Raw genomic sequence first — 19,793 nt, forward strand, 5'->3', positions numbered from 1 at the left:
CGCCGCTCTCCCCCGCAAGCGGGTGGGGGTACCTCCCACTTGTGGGGGCGCGCCGCCACCTCATCGCTTCGCTCTGCGTCGGCGTGGGTCATAGCGGTTCATGAAAATCGTCGACGCCAATGTCCTGCTGTATGCGGTTAATACCGCCAGCGAGCACCACAGCCCGTCCCTGCGCTGGCTCGACGGCGCGCTATCCGGTGGCGACAGCATCGGATTCGCGTGGGTCCCCTTGTTGGCGTTCGTGCGGCTAGCGACCAGGCAGGGGTTGTTCCCCCGCCCGCTGTCTCCTGACGACGCGATCGGTCAGGTTGCCAATTGGTTGACTGCACCGAGCGCGGCACTGGTGAATCCGACCGCCCGACACGCCGACATCCTGGCGAGGATGCTGACACACGTGGGAACGGGCGCCAACCTCGTCAACGATGCTCACCTGGCCGCGCTCGCCGTCGAGCATCGCGCCAGCATCGTGTCCTACGACAGCGATTTCGGGCGATTCGCCGGCGTGCGCTGGGATCACCCGTCGGCGCTGCTGTGACGGCATCCGAGGGGAGTTGGGATGGTCAGAACGGCGGTGGCATGTCGCGCTTGGCGAAATGGGCGTCGTTTGAGGGCGCGTTCGCTGTTGATGCGGTGGGCGGCCGCTCGGGCGGGTGAGCCCGAACACGGATAGCCACGGTGTGCTCGAGGTCGCAAAACTCCGCGGGCTGGTCGCAACCGGGGAACCGGCAGGTCATGTCCCAGACGCCGCAGGCCGAACATGCGTGCGATCCGACTCCCGGGCACTGACAACAAGACGGTCCGCTGGTCCGCCGATCTGCCCGACGCCTGTCGTCGTCGCAGAATGGGCGCGGCTTACTCACCGCTGCGTCAAGACAACCAGTACCCTCGATTACGTGCAGCGACGAATCATGGGCATCGAGACCGAGTTCGGTGTCACCTGCACCTTCCACGGCCATCGTCGGCTCAGCCCCGACGAGGTCGCGCGCTACCTGTTCCGGCGGGTGGTGTCCTGGGGGCGCAGCTCCAACGTTTTCCTGCGCAACGGCGCGCGCCTGTATCTCGACGTGGGCAGTCATCCCGAATACGCCACCGCCGAATGCGACAGCCTGGTACAGCTGGTCACCCACGACCGGGCCGGCGAATGGGTGCTCGAGGACCTACTCATCGACGCCGAACAGCGCCTTGCCGACGAGGGCATCGGCGGCGACATCTACCTGTTCAAGAACAACACCGATTCGGCGGGCAACTCCTACGGCTGCCACGAGAACTACCTCATCGTGCGGGCAGGCGAGTTCTCCCGGATCTCCGACGTGCTGCTGCCCTTCCTGGTCACCCGCCAAATGATCTGCGGGGCCGGCAAGGTGCTGCAGACCCCCAAGGCGGCCACCTTCTGCTTGAGCCAACGCGCCGAGCACATCTGGGAGGGCGTCTCCAGCGCCACCACCCGATCACGTCCGATCATCAACACCCGTGACGAGCCGCACGCCGACGCCGAGAAGTACCGGCGGCTGCACGTCATCGTCGGCGACTCCAACATGTGTGAGACGACCACCATGGTGAAAGTGGGCACCGCTGCGCTGGTGCTGGAAATGATCGAAGCGGGGGTCGCCTTCCGTGATTTCTCCCTGGACAACCCGATCCGCGCCATCCGCGAGGTCAGCCACGACGTCACCGGCCGCCGGCCGGTGCGGCTGGCCGGCGGGCGCCAGGCCAGCGCGCTGGACATCCAGCGCGAGTATCACGCCCGCGCCGTTGACCACCTGCAAAACCGGGAACCCAATACGCAGATCGAGCAGGTCGTCGACCTGTGGGGGCGCCAGCTCGACGCGGTCGAGAGCCAGGATTTCGCCAAGGTGGACACCGAGATCGACTGGGTGATCAAGCGCAAGCTGTTCCAGCGCTACCAGGACCGCTACAACATGGAGCTGTCCGACCCCAAGATTGCCCAGCTGGACCTGGCCTACCACGACATCAAACGCGGGCGCGGTGTCTTCGATCTGCTGCAACGCAAGGGTCTGGCGGCACGAGTCACCACCGACGAGGAGATCGCCGACGCGGTCGACCACCCGCCGCAGACCACGCGCGCGCGGCTGCGCGGTGAGTTCATCAGCGCCGCGCAGGCCGCGGGACGGGATTTCACCGTCGACTGGGTGCACCTCAAACTCAACGACCAGGCGCAGCGCACGGTGCTGTGCAAGGACCCGTTCCGTTCGGTCGACGAGCGGGTCAAACGGCTGATCGCGAGCATGTAATTCAAAGCTAATGGCGACCTCGAAAGTCGAACGGCTGGTCAATCTCGTCATCGCGCTGCTGTCCACTCGCGGCTACATCACCGCCGAGAAGATCCGCGCCACCGTTGCGGGCTATGCCGACAGCCCGACCGCCGACGCGTTCTCCCGGATGTTCGAGCGCGACAAGAACGAACTGCGTGACCTCGGCATCCCGCTGGAGGTCGGCAAGGTGTCGAACCTGGACGCAGGCGAGGGCTACCGCATCAACCGCGACGCCTACGCGCTGCCGCCCGTCGACCTGAACCCGGACGAGGCGACCGCCGTTGCCGTCGCCACCCAATTGTGGGAGTCGCCGGAACTGATCACCTTGACCCAGGGCGCGTTGCTCAAGCTGCGGGCCGCCGGAGTGGACGTCGATCCCTTGGACAGCGGGGCGCCGGTGACCATCGCCGCCCCGGCCGGGCTGACCGGGCTGCGCGGATCCGAACATGTGCTGGGAATCCTGTTGTCCGCCATCGACTCTCGGCAGGCGGTGCAGTTCCCGCATCGGTCGTCGCGGGCCGAGCCCTACACCACCCGCACGGTCGAACCGTGGGGGGTGGTCACCGAGCAGGGCCGTTGGTATCTCGTCGGCCATGACCGGGACCGCGACGCCACCCGCGTTTTCCGGCTGTCGCGGATCGGTGCGGAGATCACCCCGATCGGCCCGGTCGGTGCGGTCGCCGTGCCCGACGACGTCGACCTGCGTGGCATCGTGGCTGAGAAGGTCACCGAGGCGCCGACGGGTATGCGGGCCACGGTCTGGGTCGCCGGCGGGCGGGCCACCGCGCTGCGCCGAGCCGGGCGACCCGTCGGGCCACGGAGACTGGCCGGTCGCGACGGCGACGTGATCGAACTCGACATCGGATCCAGTGACCGGCTGGCGCGCGAGATTGCCGGCTACGGAGCCGACGCGATCGTCTTGGAGCCGGCCGCCCTGCGCGACGACGTGTTGGCCCGATTACGTGCCCACGCCGAGGCAGCGCTATGACTGCGGTGTCCACCCGGCTGGTGCGGCTGCTCAACATGGTGCCGTACTTCCAGGCCAACCCCCGGATCACCCGCGCGGAGGCCGCCGCCGACCTCGGGGTGTCGGCCACGCAGCTCGAAGAGGATCTCAACCAGCTGTGGATGTGCGGGCTGCCCGGCTATTACCCGGGAGATCTGATCGACTTCGAGTTCTCCGGGGACACCATCGAGGTGACGTTCTCGGCGGGCATCGACCGGCCGTTGAAGCTGACGTCTCCGGAGGCCACCGGTCTGCTGGTGGCGCTGCGGGCGCTGGCGGACATTCCGGGCGTCGTCGATCCGCGGGCGGCCCGCAGCGCGATCGCCAAGATCTCGGCGGCGGCCGGCGCGGCCGGCGCGGCCGGCTATGACAGCACGGTTTCGGCCGCCGACCAGCCGGCGCCGGCCGAGCACGCGGCGGCGGCGACGGTGCGCGCCGCGGTGCGCGACAAACGGGCGCTGAGCATTGACTATTACTCGGCGTCGCACGACACCCTCACCACCCGGACCGTCGATCCCATTCGGGTGCTGCTGATCGGCGGCCACAGCTACCTGGAGGCCTGGTCGCGCGAGGCCGAAGGGGTTCGGCTGTTCCGGTTCGACCGGATCGTCGACACCTGGGAGCTGGACGAGCCGGCCGCGCCCCCGGAACCGGCGCTGCAGGCGCCGCCGGACACGGCGCTGTTCGACGCGGATCCGTCGCTGCCGTCGGCGGCGCTGCGGGTGGCGCCGTCGGCGTCGTGGATGTTGGAGTACTACCCGATACGGGAGGTGCATGAGCTGCCCGATGGATCCTGTGAGGTGGCCATGACCTATGCCTCGGAGGAGTGGATGACTCGTCTGATGCTGGGCTTGGGCTCCGATGTGCGGGTGCTGGCGCCGGACTCGCTCACCCGGCGCGTGCGGGCGGCCGCGGAAGCCGCAGTGCAGGCCTACCGGGCCGCTGTGCAGGGGTGACGGCGCGGCCAGGCGGCTTGGCGGCTCTGCTGCGGTAGCATCGGGGTCAACGTCTGGAGGTAATCAAAGTGGGCAGTCTTAGTCCGTGGCACTGGGCGATCCTCGCTGTCGTGGTGATCGTGCTGTTCGGCGCCAAGAAGCTCCCCGATGCGGCGCGGTCGTTGGGCAAGTCAATGCGCATCTTCAAGTCCGAGATCCGGGAAATGCAGAGCGAGACCAAACCGCAAGCGCCTGCCATCGAAACGAACACGGCAACCAACACGGCAACCAACCCAACGCCGGTGCAGTCGCAGCGGGTCGAACCTCCGGCCAGTGCCGAGCCGGGTCACACCGAGGCGCGGCCGGCGTAGCCCGGCACCACCGTCTCGGCGCCCAAGCGTCACCGATCGAACGTGGGGAATGGTTTCCGGGCCTCAGCGCGTGCCGCCGCTGTTCTCAAGCGGCTGAACCCTCGCAACAGGCGTAGCCGCGTCAATCCTGACGCGACGATGTCACTGGTCGATCACCTGACCGAGCTGCGGACCCGGCTGCTGATCTCGCTGGCCGCCATCCTGGTCACCACGATTTTCGGGTTCATCTGGTACTCGCATTCGGTGTTCGGGCTGCAGAGCCTGGGGGAGTGGCTGCGCCATCCCTATTGTTCGTTGCCGCAGTCGGCGCGGGCGGACATCAGCGCCGACGGGCAGTGCCGGCTGCTGGCCACCGCCCCGTTCGACCAGTTCATGTTGCGGCTCAAGGTCGGGATGACGGCCGGCGTCGTGCTGGCCTGTCCCGTGTGGTTCTACGAGCTGTGGGCGTTCATCACGCCGGGGCTGTACAAGAAGGAGCGCCGCTTCGCGGTGGCGTTCGTGATCCCGGCGGCGGTGCTGTTCGTGGCCGGTGGGGTGCTGGCGTATCTGGTGCTGTCGAAGGCGCTGGGCTTCCTGTTGACCGTCGGTAGCGACGTCCAGGTGACCGCGCTGTCGGGTGACCGGTATTTCGGCTTCCTGATCAACCTGCTGGTGGTGTTCGGGGTCAGCTTCGAGTTTCCCCTGCTGATCGTGATGCTCAACATGACGGGCATGCTGACCTATGAACGGCTCAAGTCCTGGCGGCGCGGCCTGATCTTCACCATGTTCGTGTTCGCGGCGGTGTTCACGCCCGGGTCGGACCCGTTCTCGATGACCGCGCTCGGGGTGGCGCTGACCGTGCTGCTCGAGTTGGCCATCCAGATCGCCCGGGTGCACGACAAACGGAAAGCCAAGCGGGAGGCGTTGATTCCCGACGACGAAGCGTCGGCCATCGATTCGCCCGAGCCGATACCGGCGCCGTCGGTGATCGGCGGATCACATGACGACGTCACGTAGCGATCGCATCAGGGCGGTGGTGTGACAGATCTGCCCGAGCTGGCCCGGTTCGCTGCTGAGCTGCCCTTTTCGCTCGACGACTTTCAGCAGCGGGCCTGTGCCGCTCTGGAACGCGGACACGGGGTCCTGGTGTGCGCGCCGACTGGGGCCGGCAAGACGGTGGTCGGCGAGTTCGCCGTGCACCTGGCCTTGGCGGGCGGCGGAAAATGCTTCTACACCACGCCTTTGAAGGCCCTGAGCAACCAGAAGCACACCGACTTGACGGCTCGCTACGGCCGCGACCGGATCGGACTGCTGACCGGAGACCTCTCCGTCAACGCCAATGCGCCCGTGGTGGTGATGACCACCGAGGTGCTGCGCAACATGCTCTACGCTGATTCGCCTGCGCTGCAAGGACTTTCCCATGTGGTGATGGACGAGGTGCATTTTCTGGCCGACCGGATGCGGGGCCCGGTATGGGAAGAGGTCATCCTGCAACTGCCCGACGAGGTGCGGGTGGTCAGCCTGTCGGCGACGGTCAGCAACGCCGAAGAGTTCGGCGGCTGGATCCAGACCGTGCGGGGTGACACCACGGTCGTCGTCGATGAGCACCGGCCGGTGCCGCTGTGGCAACACATTCTGGTGGGCAAGCGCCTCTTCGATCTGTTCGACTACGACGCCGACGCACAACGGCCGCGGGTCAACCCGGATTTGGTGCGCCACATCGCCCATCGCCGCGAGGCAGACCGGATGTCGGACTGGCGCAGTCCCCGCCGGCAGGCGGGAAGAGGCGACAACGGCCGGTCGCGTTTCTACCGGCCGCCCGCCCGGCCGGAGGTGATCACGAAACTGGACTCCGAGGGGTTGTTGCCGGCGATCACGTTCGTGTTCTCCCGGGCCGGTTGCGACGCCGCCGTCCAGCAGTGCCTGCGCTCCCCGTTGCGGCTCACCAGTGAGGAGGAACGCGCCCGCATCGCGGAGGTGATCGATCACCGCTGCGGCGACTTGGCCGACGCCGACCTGGCCGTACTCGGCTACTACGAGTGGCGCGAGGGGCTGCTGCGCGGTCTGGCCGCCCACCACGCCGGGATGCTGCCGGCCTTCCGGCACACCGTCGAGGAGCTGTTCGCCGCCGGCCTGGTCAAGGCGGTGTTCGCCACCGAAACGTTGGCACTGGGCATCAACATGCCGGCCCGCACGGTGGTGCTCGAGCGGCTGGTGAAGTTCAACGGTGAGCAGCACCTGCCCCTGACGCCGGGGGAGTACACGCAGTTGACCGGCCGGGCCGGCCGGCGCGGTATCGACGTCGAGGGTCATGCCGTGGTGATCTGGCATCCCGCCGACAGCACCAGCGAGCCGGCCGAGGTGGCCGGCCTGGCATCCACCCGCACCTTTCCGCTGCGCAGCTCGTTCGTCCCGTCGTACAACATGACGATCAACCTGGTGCACCGGATGGGCCCGCAACAGGCGCACCGGCTGCTGGAGCAGTCATTCGCTCAATACCAGGCCGACCGGTCGGTCGTCGGACTGGTCCGCGGCATCGAGCGCGGCAAACGGATGCTCGACGAGATCGCCGCCGAACTCGGCGGCCCGGACGCGCCGATCCTCGACTATGCCCGGCTGCGTGCGCGGGTGTCGGAGCTGGAGCGCTCGCAGGCCCGCGCGTCCCGGTTGCAGCGCCGGCAGGACGCCAACGACGCGCTGGCCGCGCTGCGCAAGGGGGACATCATCACCATCACCCACGGCCGGCGCGGCGGGCTGGCGGTGGTATTGGAGTCCGCCCGCGACAGCGCCGACCCGCGGCCGCTGGTGCTGACCGAAAACCGCTGGGCCGGGCGCATTTCGTCGGCCGACTATTCGGGCGGGGTGCCGCCGGTCGGATCGATGACACTGCCCAAACGGGTCGAATACCGCCAGCCGCGGGTGCGCCGGGATCTGGCGTCGGCGCTACGCTCGGCCGCCGCGGGCCTGACCGCGCCGGCTGAACGCCGCGGCAAGAAACGCACCCATCATGACCCGGACCTGGAGTCGCTGCGCGAGCAACTGCGCCGCCACCCCTGCCACCGCCTTCCCGATGTCGAGGTTCAGGTTCGCCAGGCGGAGCGCTATCTGCGCATCGAACGGGACAATGCGCAGCTGCAGCGCAAGGTGGCCGCCGCCACCAACTCGTTGGCGCGCACCTTCGACCGGATTGTGGGTCTGCTCACCGAGCGTGGGTTCATCCATGGACCGCCGACCGACCCCCAGGTCACCGACGACGGCCGGTTGCTGGCACGCATCTACAGCGAAAGCGACCTGTTGGTGGCCGAGTGTCTGCGGACCGGCGCCTGGGCGGACTTGAAGCCGCCCGAGTTGGCGGCGGTCGTCTCGGCGGTGCTCTACGAATCGCGCGGTGGTGACGGGCCGGGTACGTCGTCGGGGGCAGAGGCGCCGACACCGCGGTTGCGCCAGGCGCTGGGCCAGACCGCGCGGCTGTCGGCGGAGCTGCGTGCCGATGAGCAGACGCACCGGATCAGCCAGAGCAGGGAACCCGACGACGGCTTCGTCAACGTCATCTATCGGTGGGCACGCACGGGTGACCTGGCGGCGGCATTGGCTGCCGCCGATGCCACCGGTAGCGGTTCTCCTTTGCTTGCAGGTGATTTCGTGCGCTGGTGCCGGCAGGTGCTCGACCTGCTGGACCAGGTGCGCAACGCCGCCCCGGACCCCGAAGTGCGCGCTGTCGCCAAGCGCGCCATCAACGACATCCGGCGCGGCGTCGTCGCAGTTGACGCCGGGTAGGCTGGGCCGAAGCTACGGTTATGTCCGGAATGTGACCGCAGGGAAACAGGAGATGCGATGAGCGGACCGCAGGGATCAGACCCCAGACAATCGTGGCAACCGCCCGGGCAGGGCGATCATTCCTCGGACCCGACCGCGACCGGGTCACCTTGGCAGCAGCAGCCGAGCCAGGATGCCACGTGGCAGGTTCCGGCTTACACACCCGCCGAGTATCCGCAGTACCAACAGCCGGTGGACCCGGCGTATCCGCAGCAGTATCCGCAGTCCACGCCCGGCTACGGGCAGCCCGACTTCGGTTCACAGGCCACCCAGGTCGGTCCTACTCCGCAATACGCGCAGCCAGGGCAGTACGGGGCGCCGCAGTACGGCCAGCCGGCCCAGTACGGTCAGCCGGGTCAATACGTACCGCCGGGCCAATATGGCCAGCCGGGCCAATATCCCGGGCAATACGCTCCCTACGACCAGGCGGCCAAGGGCTCCAAGCGTTCGATGGCGGTCATCGGCGGTGTCGTCGGCGTGATCGCGGTGCTCATCATCGGCGTCGTCTTGGTGCTCGGGTTTTGGGAGCCCGGGTTTTTCGTCACCACCAAACTGGACGTCAATAAGGCGAACGCCGGCGTCCAGCAGATCCTGACCGACGAGACCAACGGCTACGGCGCCAAGAACGTCAAAGACGTCAAGTGCAACAACGGGGTCAATCCCACCGTCAAGAAGGGCGCAACGTTCGACTGCAGCGTCAGTATCGATGGCGCGTCCAAGCGCGTGACGGTGACGTTCCAGGACAACAAGGGCACCTACGAGGTCGGCCGGCCGCAGTAGCTGTCACGACGGGAGTTCGTCCAGCGCCTTCTGCAGTCGCCCGATCGATGACCCGACGCCGAATCGCGTCGCCAGCTCGGCGGTGCGCGCCGGGTCGGCGGCGGCCAGCGGTAGTGAGTCGGTGGGCGTTGAAAGCTTGACCGGTGCGTCGGTGGCCACCCGCACCACCGAACCGGCGGCCTCGATATAGGCCTGCGCGCCAAGCAGTTTCGTTCGTAAGCCGTTGGCCATCCCCGACTTGGGATCGTGTACGGCCGCCAGGATCTGATCCAGCGAGCCGTGCTGTGCCAGCAGGGCGGACGCCGTCTTCTCACCGACGCCGGGCACTCCGGGCAATCCGTCGGAGGGGTCGCCGCGCAGCAGCGCCAGTTCGGCGTAGGCCGATCCGGCCCGATCCGTCGGCAAGCCATAGCGTTCGGCGACCTCGGCGGGCCCGAACAAGGTGGCCTTGGACAACCCGCGACCGAGGTAAAGCACCCGAACCGAGACCGGCTCGTCGGTCACCAGCTGCAGCAGGTCGCGGTCGCCACTGACGACGACCACCGGATCGTGGCGTTCCCGCGCCGCCAGCGTGCCCACCACGTCGTCGGCCTCAAAGCCCGGTGCCCCGGCCGTCGGGATCCCGAACGCATCGAGCAGCTCCATGATCATGTCGACCTGAGGGGTCAGCTCGTCGGGCACCTCCTCGACGTCGGGCTGGCCGGCGGGCTCCGCTTCAGCGACGCGGTGCGCCTTGTAGGACGGGATGAGGTCTACCCGGAACTGTGGCCGCCAATCCAGGTCCAGGCACACGACCAGCCGGCTGGGCCGCTGCTGGGTGATCACCACCGCCATGGAGTCGAAAAATCCGCGCACGGCGTTGACCGGGCGACCGTCCGGCGCGGTGATCGACGATGGCACGCCGAAGTACGAGCGGAACCACATGCTGGCGCCGTCCAGTAACAGCAGGGGTGCGGGCATGCGAGCCATCCTGCCAGGCCGGCCAGCCGCGGTTAGCCTGGCTGCCATGGACTCTCGCCGATTCGATGCCGCCGTTTACGCGCGACGTTTGGCAGCGGCGGCAGCCGCGGCCGCCGACGCCGGCCTGGCCGGTCTGGTGATCACCCCGGGCTATGACCTGCGCTACCTGATCGGCTCGCGGGCGGAGACGTTCGAGCGGCTTACCGCGCTGGTGCTGCCGGCTTCCGGTGAGCCAACCATTGTCGTGCCGCGGCTGGAGCTGGCCACTTTCGCGGAGTCTGCCGATGCTCTGGGGCTACGCGTGCGGACCTGGGTCGACGGCGACGATCCCTACCGACTGGTGGCGGCCGCGTTGGGCGACGGCCAAGCGAGTGCGGTCTGCGATTCCATGCCGGCGCTGCATCTGCTGCCGCTGGCCGAAGCGCTGGGCGCGCTGCCGGTTTTGGCCACTGATGTGCTGCGCACGCTGCGAATGGTCAAGGAGAAGGCGGAGATTGACGCGCTGCGACGGGCGGGTGCGGCCATCGACCGGGTGCACGCCCGGGTGCCGGAGTTCCTGATGCCGGGCCGCACCGAGGCCGAGGTCGCCGCCGACATCGCCGAAGCGATTGTCGCCGAAGGACATTCGCAGGTGGCGTTCGTCATCGTCGGATCCGGCCCGCACGGCGCCGACCCGCATCACCGGTTTTCGGATCGCACACTGCAGGTCGGTGACATCGTCGTCGTCGACATCGGTGGGACCGTCGAGCCCGGATACCATTCCGACTGCACCCGCACCTACAGCATCGGCGAACCTGATCCGGCTGTGGCACAACACTATTCGATATTGCAGCGGGCCCAGCGCGCCGCCGTAGACGCGGTGCGTCCGGGGGTGACGGCGGCGCGGGTGGATGCCGCGGCCCGTGACCTGCTGGCCGAGGCCGGATTGGCCGAGCATTTCGTGCACCGCACCGGACACGGCATCGGATTGAGCGTGCACGAAGAGCCCTACATCGTGGCCGGCAACGACTTGCCGCTGGCCGCGGGCATGGCGTTTTCCATCGAGCCAGGCATCTATTTCCCGGACCGCTGGGGGGCGCGCATCGAGGACATCGTCGTCGTCACCGCCGACGGCGCGCTGTCGGTCAACAACCGGCCGCACTCGTTGGTGGTGGTGCCGGTTTGATGTCACTGGCGCCGGGTAGGTTGGCGTCGTGTCGCTGTTGGATCTGACCCTGCTTCCGTTACGTATCGCCCGCCAGGTCGCCGACGCGGTGGTGCACCCGTCGCCGGCGCCCCCTGCTGACCTGGTCGTGGTCGACGGGATGCCCGAGGGCGCGCCGCCCGCCGCTCGGCGGCCCGAGCCGACGCTTCCAGCGCCTGCGGGATGGCCGTTCGGCGAGCAGTTTCCGCGAACCTGCGGGGCTGCCCGCATGGCCGGCGGGGCACTGTTTTGGACAGACTTTCTTTACGACGACCACGGCGCGACGGGTCTGCCGGTCGGAGCCCTGCAGATCCAGGCGCCGCCGCGGGGCACCTACGTGTATCCCAGCGGGCCCGCGGCCGGCAACGGCGCCGACATCTTCCGCGTCGCGATCGGGCTCACCGAGACCCACACCTGGTGGCGGGTCGACTGGAACACCTTGGTGGATGCCACGGTCCCGATCGCGCTGTTCACCTTCGACACCGATCGGGGCCGGACCGCGTCCGCGGTGTGGCCGGCCGGGGCCGGGGTGCGGTCGGCGGGTATCGATATGGCCCTGCTGGTTTCGGGTCGCAGCGCCCGGCTGATCGACCTGACCACCCAGGTTGCGACGCCGGTCGAGCACAGCGTCGACCTGCCGGCGCGGTCGTTTCTGGCGCAGGTGCCGCGGTCGGTGCTGGAGCCGGCCGGGACGTGGACGGTTCGGCTGGCCGCGGGGTTGGCCAACGCAGCGGGGGACGGGTTCGCTGATGTGCCGGCCGAGCGGGGCGCGCTGCCCGGTCAGCCCAACGTCTACAACGTCGCCTTCCGCACTCACACGCAGGAGCAGCCGCACCTCAACTTCTGGTCCGATGCGTCCCAGGCCGAAGCGCTGACCAGCGGTGATGTCTCCGAGTTCGCGGTGGCCGTCGAATGGGACCGCCTTGCGGCCCGCGAAACCACGTCCGAACCGGTGATCACCGGACCGTCGACGCGGTGGTACGTGTCCTCGATTGAGCTGGGCCAGGGCGTCGCGGCGGGGACCGTGCTGGACACCGACCCGCAGTTTCTGGGTCGGGTGCAGCCGTATTCGGTGTGCCTGCCGTCGACGTACGCGCCGGGCCGGGCGTTGCCGCTGACGCTGTTGCTGCACTCGCTGGCGTTGGGGCAGACCCAGTTCGCCGCGATCGACCCCCGCTTGTTGCACGAAGTGTGTGAGACCCGCGGCTCGGTGGTGGTGACGCCGCTGGGTCGAGGTCCGTCGACCTGGTACTTCGACGCCGGTGAACTCGACGTGTGGGAAGTGTGGGCGCGGGTGGCCGAGCAGCTGGACACCGACCCCAACCGCACCGTCGTTTCCGGCTACTCGATGGGCGGTTATGCGGCCTACAAGCTGGGGCTGACGTACCCGGAGGTGTTCGCTCAGGCCGTGGTGCTGGCCGGGCCGCCGACATGTGGGGTGCGGCTGCTGCCGAACGTCGACATTCCCGCCGATCTCAACCTGGACTCGCACTGTGCCCGCGAGGGTGACACCTGGGAGCTGCTGGCCAATGCCCGCTGGCTGCCGTTCGTGATCGCCCACGGGTTGCTCGACGAGTTGGTGCCGTTTTCGTCGGCGGCCGAGCAGGTGCTGGAACTGGACAGGTTGGGTTACCGCTACCGGTTCACCGTGTACCCGCTCGAGGATCACGTCGCCTGGGTGCTGCAGGACAAGTTCGACGATCCGATCGCGCACATGGGAACCGGTGTGCGCCAATCGGATCCGGGCCACATCACGTTCGCGTGGTATCCACAGCTGGTGCGTGCGGACCTCGGCATCGGGCCGCATCAGCTGTGGTGGTTGTCGGAGCTGACCGCCGATCCCGCGGTGACGGCCCGGCGCGGAGCCACCGCGGAAGTCGACGCCCGCTCCTATGCCCGTCCGGATCCGATGCACAGCATTCGCCGGCGCCGCGGCTTCGTCCCGCACTTCGACCCGACGCCCGGGTTGTACACCGAATTGGATTGGCGGGTAACCGGTCCCGCCGACGCGCTGCCGTATCTGACGCTGCGGCTCACCGGAGTCGCCAGCCTGACGGTCGATGTCGCACGGGCGGGGCTGGCGTCGTTGCCGTCGTCGAGCATTGCGGTTGCGTCTGACTTTGCCGCGCAGATCACTCTCGGTGGTTTGCCGGACGGCGTGCAGGTGCGGCTGGATGGTCAGCCGGCCGGGTCGACGGTTGCGGTACCGGCTGGGCGGCACCAGATTTCGTTGGTGCGGACGGGTTAGCGAGCGCGGCTGATAGGTGAGCTTCACTGGCCACGAAGCTGGTCTTTGATGCTGAACCCGTTGCTGTCGGTGCGGTGGTTGTTCATATTGCGGCATTCGCCGGAAAGCTCGATCGCCCCATCGGCGCCGAGAAATGGACTTATTCCGATAGTTGCCATGACACCATCTTTGTGAACCACCGTTCCGAACAAGTGCTGTCCCGGCGGCGCGCCGGACGACCAACCGTGAGCCACCATCGTCGCCGCAACTTGCTCGAAGTAGCTGCTGTGGTCGATGCCAAGCGGAACGATGAAGGTCATGTCGACCCGACCACGGTAGGGTGGATCGCCCTGATCGTTGCAGGACTCCCAGCTGAATCCTCCTGAAACATCTTGCAGCCCTGCTATTTTTGCGATCTGCTTGGCCGGCTCGATCACCTGGGCCATGGCCTGCTCGTCAGAGAGGGGATGTTCGGGGTGGTCAGCATCGTGCGCAAACGGATACATCAGCGAACAACCTCCCAACACGAAAACCAACGTCAGCGGCCATGCCAGACGTTCTGGCCATCGCCGGAATCGATCATTCGAACTCATCGTCATTGGTGATGGAGCTCGCCGCTAGACAAGCACTGCCTATGCGGCAAAACCGTTGCGGGCACGGGTTTATCCCGCATTCAGCTGGTCCTTGATGTCGTACCATTTGCCATCGTGGCGGTGAGCACCCATGTTGCGACATTCGCCAGAAAGCTCTACCGAGCCCCACTGTTTGCCACCAGAGTGCACGCCGATGATCGCCATTACGCCGTCTTTGTGAATTACGCGACCAAAAGCATGCAGCCCAGCAGGTGGGCCATCTGACCAACCCTGGGCGATCATCGCCCTAGCGATCCGCTCAAAATAGGTTTGAGGGTCGACACCCACCGGCATGTCGTATCCCATGTCGACACGTCCTCGGTAGGGTGGGTCGCCCTGATCGTTGCAGGATTCCCAGCCAAATACCCCTGAAACATCCTGTAATCCAGCCACTTTCGCAATTTGTTTGGCAGGGTCGACCACCTGCGCCATGGCCTGCTCGTCGGAGAGCGGATGTTCGGGGTGGTCAACATCGTGCGCAAACGGATACATAAGCGAACAACCTCCCAAGACTAAAACCACCGTCAGCGCTACGACCGCAAGCCGCAGCAGGCCTGACCTGAGGCAATTACTTGAACTCGTGGTCATTGGTGACTGAGTCCCCTGGCCGGTCCCATTCCGGGTCGACGGTGACAGGAGTTTGGATCTCGACATGCGGCAGCGGAATCGTTCCGAACGGCGTATGCACCTGCGTCGGGGTAGAGATTCGTTCTTCGGCTCGGTGGGGTGCCAGCATTCCTTCTCCTGCGAGATTGTTTCCGTGGCCGACGGCAATTTCAGTCATGTTGTGCAGCGCCTCGCTGCCCATGTTGTAGTAGTGCGAATGATCATTGAACCAGGGGGTAATGTCATGCGTGCCGGCTACTTCGGCGCGGAATCGCACTGAGCCGAAACCGTCGTGAGCGGGGTCGCCGCCCAGTCCCGCTAGTGGCCCGAGCGGGTAGTCGAGTGCGTTGTTGACCCAATTGGGCACGGCGCTACCTGATTCTCCGATCCAGCTGATCGCGTCGGTGGAGGCGGCACCCACGTAGACGTTTCCGCCGTTGAGGTGGAAGTCGGCGGCGCTATGCGCCAGATCGGATCCTGGGCAGCCGATCAACACGGCGTCGTTGGCGCGCAGACCACTGTTTGCGAACGCATCGGCGACTGTCGTCGAACCGTATGAATGCCCGATGACGGTGACGTGAGACGGGATGCCACCATCGTGAGTAACCGCCAAGCCGTTGACGTCGGCGGCCAGCACCGCGCCTCCCTGGCGCGCCATCCAGGGTGTGCCGACCTGTTGCAGTTTCGACGGGTCGGTCACGGCCGCTTCGGGATTCTGGAATTCAAACTCGGGAGCGTCATAGCCCATCCAGGCGATCACTGAGGTGGGATGGGTCGGGTCAGCTTTGGTCGACTGCTCGAAGAGATTGATGGCATCGTTGTGCCCGTCGTACAACCAGCCTCCCTTTACGCTGCTGTTGGTACCGGGCACGATGACGGCGATGTTCGGCGTTTTATCCGGGTTGCCGATTGCGATCGCCGCCCTGCCCTTGCCGTTATACGCCAACGGATCGTAGGCCCACAGCATGACAGGCCTCGGCTTCGCGGGGTCCCCGCGATCATGGTTTAGGCCCTCGTTGGTCTTCACCGCGTTCTGATACCTGGTGATGTCTGCAGCGGTCAGGCCGTACTTGCCGGGGTTGCTGAAAACATCGTTGCTCACGTTGTTAAGCGCGTTTCCACGAAGGCTATCGGGTGACAGTCCATGCTGTCCGGCGGCATCTTCGACCCGGCGGAGGTCGTCGTTCATCACCGCAAGGTTGACCTGGCCGCGCACTTCGGCCGGAATGCCATTGAGGTTGCCCAACTCCTGCGGGTGGTGATCGACCAACAGTCGTCTTTGCTCGTCGCTGAGTGAATCCCACCAGCGCTTGACCTGCTCTGGACCGGTGTCAGGCGGTGGGATCAAGAGTTCGTCGGCTATTGCGACCTCTGCCGGGTCGACGCCGTCGGCGCGAAGATTGCCGAGCCCACTTTGCAAAATCGCCGAATAATTGTCGCGAATGTGGTTGAGCTGGGCCAGAACTGCCTGTGTTTCGGCAACGGCGTCGTCGCACAGCGCATTGGCCTCGGCCTGATCGTCGGCGGCGAGGGCCTCACCGATCTCGCAGTCGATATCCTCAAGGTCCTGCTCGAGCGCCGAGATGTACCACCCGGCGGAGCGCTGTGCCTCGGCCAGGGCAGCCGCAATATTCTCCAAATCGACAGCGATCCTGGGCAATTGCGCAGCCTGGAGCTTCAGCGACGTGGTTACGCGCTGCACCTCGGCAGAGTCGTTGATTGGGTGTTCGCCGTTCTCCCGGTTCCAGGCCCATTCGAAACGCCGCAGCGCCTGATTGAAGGCCGCGTCGGCCTCGGCCGTTGAGGCACCGGCGTCATGGAAAGCTTTGGCCAGATCGGAAATTTGCGCTGGACGACCTGCTTGGAGGCTCCGGTTGATCGCCCACGGATCGCCGCCGGCCTCGGCGATCAGCAGGGCGACGCTGATGCAGTGGAGTTGCATTGAATCACCGGATGTTTCGCGGCCTGACGTTTCTCGTTCCGCAGCCTATCCTTCCGCGGCGGCCGGCGCATTATTGTCCAGTTGCGCGTCGCGCGGATGACGCTGCCGGTGTCGACCAACATCACGAACTCATCCTAGCCAGCTGTGCGGTTGCAATGCTTGCAGTGCATCGGCCGCAGCTTGTCACACCACATCGAGCAGGGCCGCGACACGCTTTGCGTCGCCGCGGAACTGGGCAACAATCGCTGATGCCATTGCCGGCTGCTCCGCTCGCGCGTGCTCTTGTTTCGATCGCGCTGACTTCCTGGGGGTACTGGTCGATCAACAGGGCGTCGCTGCAAATTGCTGGGCGGATCCCGCCAACGCTTGGACTGGTCCTGGCGTCGGGATCAAGAGTTCGTCTGGTCGTCCCCTTGGGCCCAGTTCACCGCGACCGACGACCTGCGGTGAGTTGCCGACCCTCGCCACATCATTAGACTTCCCGAGGATGGAGACCGGTGAGCTGCGCGTCGATGTCTATCAGCTCAAAGCCTCGGCGAGCCAGTGGCGTGAGCTAAGCACTAGGTTCAGCGTTTTGGCATCACCGACACCGGGGCGGCCGTGTCAACCCACGACCGCGGCGGTGGGCGGCGCTCATACGGCGGTCGGCCTCGCCGCAGAAGTATTGACCATCCGGACCCAGGCGACGACCGGTGCGGTGGAGGCAGGTGCCGTGGAGTATGGCAGCAACGAAGTGACGGCGGCGGGGGAGATGGCGGCCGTCCGACCGCGGATGGTGTAGATGCTTCCGACCCTGTCGCAGCTTCAGGCCTGGGATACCGAGCATCTCATCGATGCGGCCCACTACTGGTCCAGGACCGCGGACCTGTGGGAGGACGTGTTCCTGCAGATGCGCAACCAGTCTCACACCATAGTCTGGGAAGGCGCTGGCGGTGAGGCGCTGCGAGCGCGAACCGGCGGTGATTTGGTGATCGTCACCGCCAAGGCCGACCAGCTGCGTCAGGCTGCGGTCATCGCGTGAGGGCGCCGGAACCATCGGCGCCGCCCAACGGCGGGTCATCTATGCCGTCCAAGACGCCAACGACGCCGGCTTCAACGTCGGCGAAGACCTCTCTGTCGCCGACACCCGAACCAGCCGCACCGCCGCAGAACAGGCATCTCGTCAGGCACAAGCACAAGCTTTCGCCGCCGACATCCGCCAACGCGCCACCCAGCTCGTCGGGGTCGAACACGAAGTAGGCGCCAAAATCACGACCGCGACGGCCGGAATCGCCACCACCTTCCCGGAAACACCCCACGACCACAAACCGCACGTCCAGGCCGTCGACCACACCTGGAAACAAGAGCCGCCACCGCCGCAGCCGCCGATGTCGCGTGAGCAAGCTGCCGCTGGGTTGAAGGATGTCAACCGGAGGATATGGGAGCACAACCATATCTATAAACCTTTATTTAGTCACTGCCTCCCAGCGATCCACGAAGAGCTGATTTCCATGTCGAAACCCAACTGCTTAACGCCGAAAAGCAACAATACCTAGACGTCTTACCGCAGCAGCACTCGCCCACGAATGTAATCGGCCCGGGCGGAGTCAACCTGCCCGGTGTTCCGCCTGGAGTTATCTCAGACACCCCGGCGAAATCTGGACAAGGTTGGATCTATTCGATAACGCCAAATCAACCAGGCATTGATCCACGCGTCGTATCGATCCGAGTCATGGAACCAACAGCCCAGTACCCCCACAGGTATTTGAATTACCTCAATATTATGGGTCAAGAAGTGGACCCGTTTACTGGTCGGACGGTGTCATCTTCAGATCCCTTTGCGCATATACCCGTGCCAAACTGATGATAGGATCTTTCATATGAACGCTTATTCGATTCGCGAACTTTATGAGTTCGCGCCGGAGGTCATGCTGACTACAGTTTCTAAGGCGAACCCATTAATCGAGCAGGGCGCTCTAAATGAAGCCGAGTTTATTGATATGCGCCTTTCGCCGCAGCGCTCGCGCGCCGGCGTTATCTTCGACATCCGATGGAGCGGTTTCGAGGGTTCAAATACTGCTCTCGTCGTGGTAACGGGCGTCGGGAAGGTCGCTTGGTCGAACGATGCCAGTCGCCAGCATCCGTGGTACTCCACACGAGGCTATTGGACACCGACAACGTCTAATATCCCTCCGCTGATCGCACGGAATGGTGGCGACATATGGGCAAGAGACGCGGATCGTCCCGGCACAGTCGCTGATCCAAGGGCGATGCCCGCCATTGAAAAATTGACCGAGTACGTCTTGAACTTCGATTGGTTGTCCCTGTCGGGACTAACCGCTCGGATCTACATCGGACACATCGATGGCCTAGACGGCGCGCCACCGGACATGACGGAGTTGTCCGATGCGGAAATAATCGCCGGATTCCCCCAGTGGGAATCAGTGATGGAGGTGCGCGAGCAGTACACGTATTCGCCATGAACCAGGCTCGTACGGCAAAACCCGATCGCTGCCGCCCTCTGGCGAAAGTCTCACGAATCGCCAACGTAAGCCAAGGCAATCCGACCGTGCCCGGCGGCGGACAGAAGGGAGTGATCACCATGTATCCCCTGGCAGGGGGTAGTGGAGTGGTAGAAATTGGGCCGAACTGGACCTGGACACCACCATGGGTGAACAACTATGTCCCCATCAACTGATCCGGCAGAAGGGCAGCGACAGTTCGCCGCCGATGTCCTGCAAAAGTTGTTGCGGCACATCGTGATTAAGAACGCTGACAATGCCGGGAGAGAAGTGCCGGGATACTACGTGTTTTTGGTTGGTTTCCCATGCGTGGACCGAAGGTCCCATGATGTACCTGGTGTACCAGGCGCCACCGTCAGAAATTACCTGGGGCCTTGTCCGTGACACCAGGAAGTCCCTCATAGATCCTGGGCCGTGGACCGACTTTGATGATCCGGCGTTGTATTACTACCTCCTCGACCTTGAAGAGGGCTGGTCAGGTCCGGTTTGCGGTGAGCCGCAGGATGATCTAGCGGGAGTTTCCGCCCTTGATGCCTGATCAGCGTTGTTTGTGCTGGTCAGTGGTGGTTTTTTGGGTTGGTG

The 19,793-nt window shown here is 65.7% G+C and carries 16 protein-coding genes and 1 pseudogene; 13 read left to right on the forward strand and 4 right to left on the reverse strand.

The genetic code is table 11. The annotated features are described in order from the left end of the window. Positions 1-100: 100 nt before the first annotated feature. The 8 genes from AWC07_RS16340 to AWC07_RS16375 all read left to right on the forward strand — a co-directional run bounded on the left by AWC07_RS16340 (position 101) and on the right by AWC07_RS16375 (position 9,160). On the forward strand, positions 101-535 hold the full coding sequence (locus AWC07_RS16340) for a type II toxin-antitoxin system VapC family toxin (RefSeq protein ID WP_036409998.1): 435 nt from the start codon (positions 101-103) through the stop codon (positions 533-535). Positions 536-893: 358 nt separating this feature from the next. Next, positions 894-2,252 carry a Pup--protein ligase gene (gene pafA / locus AWC07_RS16345; RefSeq protein WP_139829731.1) on the forward strand — a complete coding sequence of 453 codons (1,359 nt, stop codon included), beginning with the start codon at positions 894-896 and terminating at the stop codon, positions 2,250-2,252. A gap of 10 nt (positions 2,253-2,262) precedes the next feature. After that, the gene (locus AWC07_RS16350; RefSeq protein ID WP_036410327.1) at positions 2,263-3,261 is read left to right on the forward strand and encodes a helix-turn-helix transcriptional regulator; all 999 of its coding nucleotides are present in this window, start codon (positions 2,263-2,265) and stop codon (positions 3,259-3,261) included. After that, positions 3,258-4,235: a helix-turn-helix transcriptional regulator gene (locus AWC07_RS16355; protein WP_036410325.1), complete on the forward strand. Its 978-nt coding sequence runs from the start codon at positions 3,258-3,260 to the stop codon at positions 4,233-4,235. The genes AWC07_RS16350 and AWC07_RS16355 overlap by 4 nt, the downstream gene beginning before the upstream one ends. A gap of 68 nt (positions 4,236-4,303) precedes the next feature. Next, positions 4,304-4,585, forward strand: a complete 282-nt coding sequence (gene tatA / locus AWC07_RS16360) for a Sec-independent protein translocase subunit TatA (protein WP_036410323.1) — start codon at positions 4,304-4,306, stop codon at positions 4,583-4,585. A 138-nt stretch (positions 4,586-4,723) separates the two neighbouring features. After that, entirely contained in the window at positions 4,724-5,581 is an 858-nt protein-coding gene (gene tatC / locus AWC07_RS16365; protein WP_036410321.1) for a twin-arginine translocase subunit TatC, read from the forward strand. A gap of 21 nt (positions 5,582-5,602) precedes the next feature. Further along, positions 5,603-8,341: a DEAD/DEAH box helicase gene (locus AWC07_RS16370; protein ID WP_036410319.1), complete on the forward strand. Its 2,739-nt coding sequence runs from the start codon at positions 5,603-5,605 to the stop codon at positions 8,339-8,341. A gap of 57 nt (positions 8,342-8,398) precedes the next feature. Further along, on the forward strand, positions 8,399-9,160 hold the full coding sequence (locus AWC07_RS16375) for a DUF4333 domain-containing protein (RefSeq protein WP_036410317.1): 762 nt from the start codon (positions 8,399-8,401) through the stop codon (positions 9,158-9,160). A gap of 3 nt (positions 9,161-9,163) precedes the next feature. On the opposite strand, the gene AWC07_RS16380 is transcribed toward AWC07_RS16375, so the two are convergent. Beyond that, positions 9,164-10,120: a 5'-3' exonuclease gene (locus tag AWC07_RS16380; RefSeq protein ID WP_036410316.1), complete on the reverse strand. Its 957-nt coding sequence runs from the start codon at positions 10,118-10,120 to the stop codon at positions 9,164-9,166. Between the two features lie 46 nt (positions 10,121-10,166). On the opposite strand from AWC07_RS16380, the gene AWC07_RS16385 reads away from it, so the two are divergent. Both AWC07_RS16385 and AWC07_RS16390 read left to right on the forward strand, forming a co-directional pair. Then, entirely contained in the window at positions 10,167-11,285 is a 1,119-nt protein-coding gene (locus AWC07_RS16385; RefSeq protein ID WP_036410315.1) for a M24 family metallopeptidase, read from the forward strand. Between the two features lie 28 nt (positions 11,286-11,313). Next, the gene (locus tag AWC07_RS16390) at positions 11,314-13,551 is read left to right on the forward strand and encodes a prolyl oligopeptidase family serine peptidase (protein ID WP_036410314.1); all 2,238 of its coding nucleotides are present in this window, start codon (positions 11,314-11,316) and stop codon (positions 13,549-13,551) included. A gap of 23 nt (positions 13,552-13,574) precedes the next feature. Here AWC07_RS16390 and AWC07_RS16395 read toward each other — a convergent pair whose 3' ends face one another. From AWC07_RS16395 to AWC07_RS16405, 3 genes are all read right to left on the reverse strand, one after another. Continuing rightward, positions 13,575-14,036: a hypothetical protein gene (locus AWC07_RS16395; RefSeq protein ID WP_036410331.1), complete on the reverse strand. Its 462-nt coding sequence runs from the start codon at positions 14,034-14,036 to the stop codon at positions 13,575-13,577. Positions 14,037-14,192: 156 nt separating this feature from the next. Beyond that, positions 14,193-14,654: a hypothetical protein gene (locus AWC07_RS16400; RefSeq protein WP_051507822.1), complete on the reverse strand. Its 462-nt coding sequence runs from the start codon at positions 14,652-14,654 to the stop codon at positions 14,193-14,195. Between the two features lie 76 nt (positions 14,655-14,730). Continuing rightward, complete coding sequence (locus AWC07_RS16405; protein ID WP_085105145.1) at positions 14,731-16,710, reverse strand: putative alpha/beta hydrolase; 1,980 nt, start codon at positions 16,708-16,710, stop codon at positions 14,731-14,733. A gap of 487 nt (positions 16,711-17,197) precedes the next feature. Here AWC07_RS16405 and AWC07_RS16410 point away from each other — a divergent pair, with 487 nt between their 5' ends. The 3 genes and pseudogenes from AWC07_RS16410 to AWC07_RS27005 all read left to right on the forward strand — a co-directional run bounded on the left by AWC07_RS16410 (position 17,198) and on the right by AWC07_RS27005 (position 19,172). Beyond that, entirely contained in the window at positions 17,198-17,491 is a 294-nt protein-coding gene (locus AWC07_RS16410; protein ID WP_036409700.1) for a hypothetical protein, read from the forward strand. Further along, positions 17,492-18,077, forward strand: a pseudogene (locus tag AWC07_RS28825) (hypothetical protein); the annotation flags it as partial. A 492-nt stretch (positions 18,078-18,569) separates the two neighbouring features. After that, complete coding sequence (locus AWC07_RS27005) at positions 18,570-19,172, forward strand: hypothetical protein (RefSeq protein ID WP_139829733.1); 603 nt, start codon at positions 18,570-18,572, stop codon at positions 19,170-19,172. Positions 19,173-19,793 lie beyond the last annotated feature (621 nt).

The sequence above is a fragment of the Mycobacterium gastri genome (assembly GCF_002102175.1).
GTDB classification, from domain to species: Bacteria; Actinomycetota; Actinomycetes; order Mycobacteriales; family Mycobacteriaceae; genus Mycobacterium; species Mycobacterium gastri.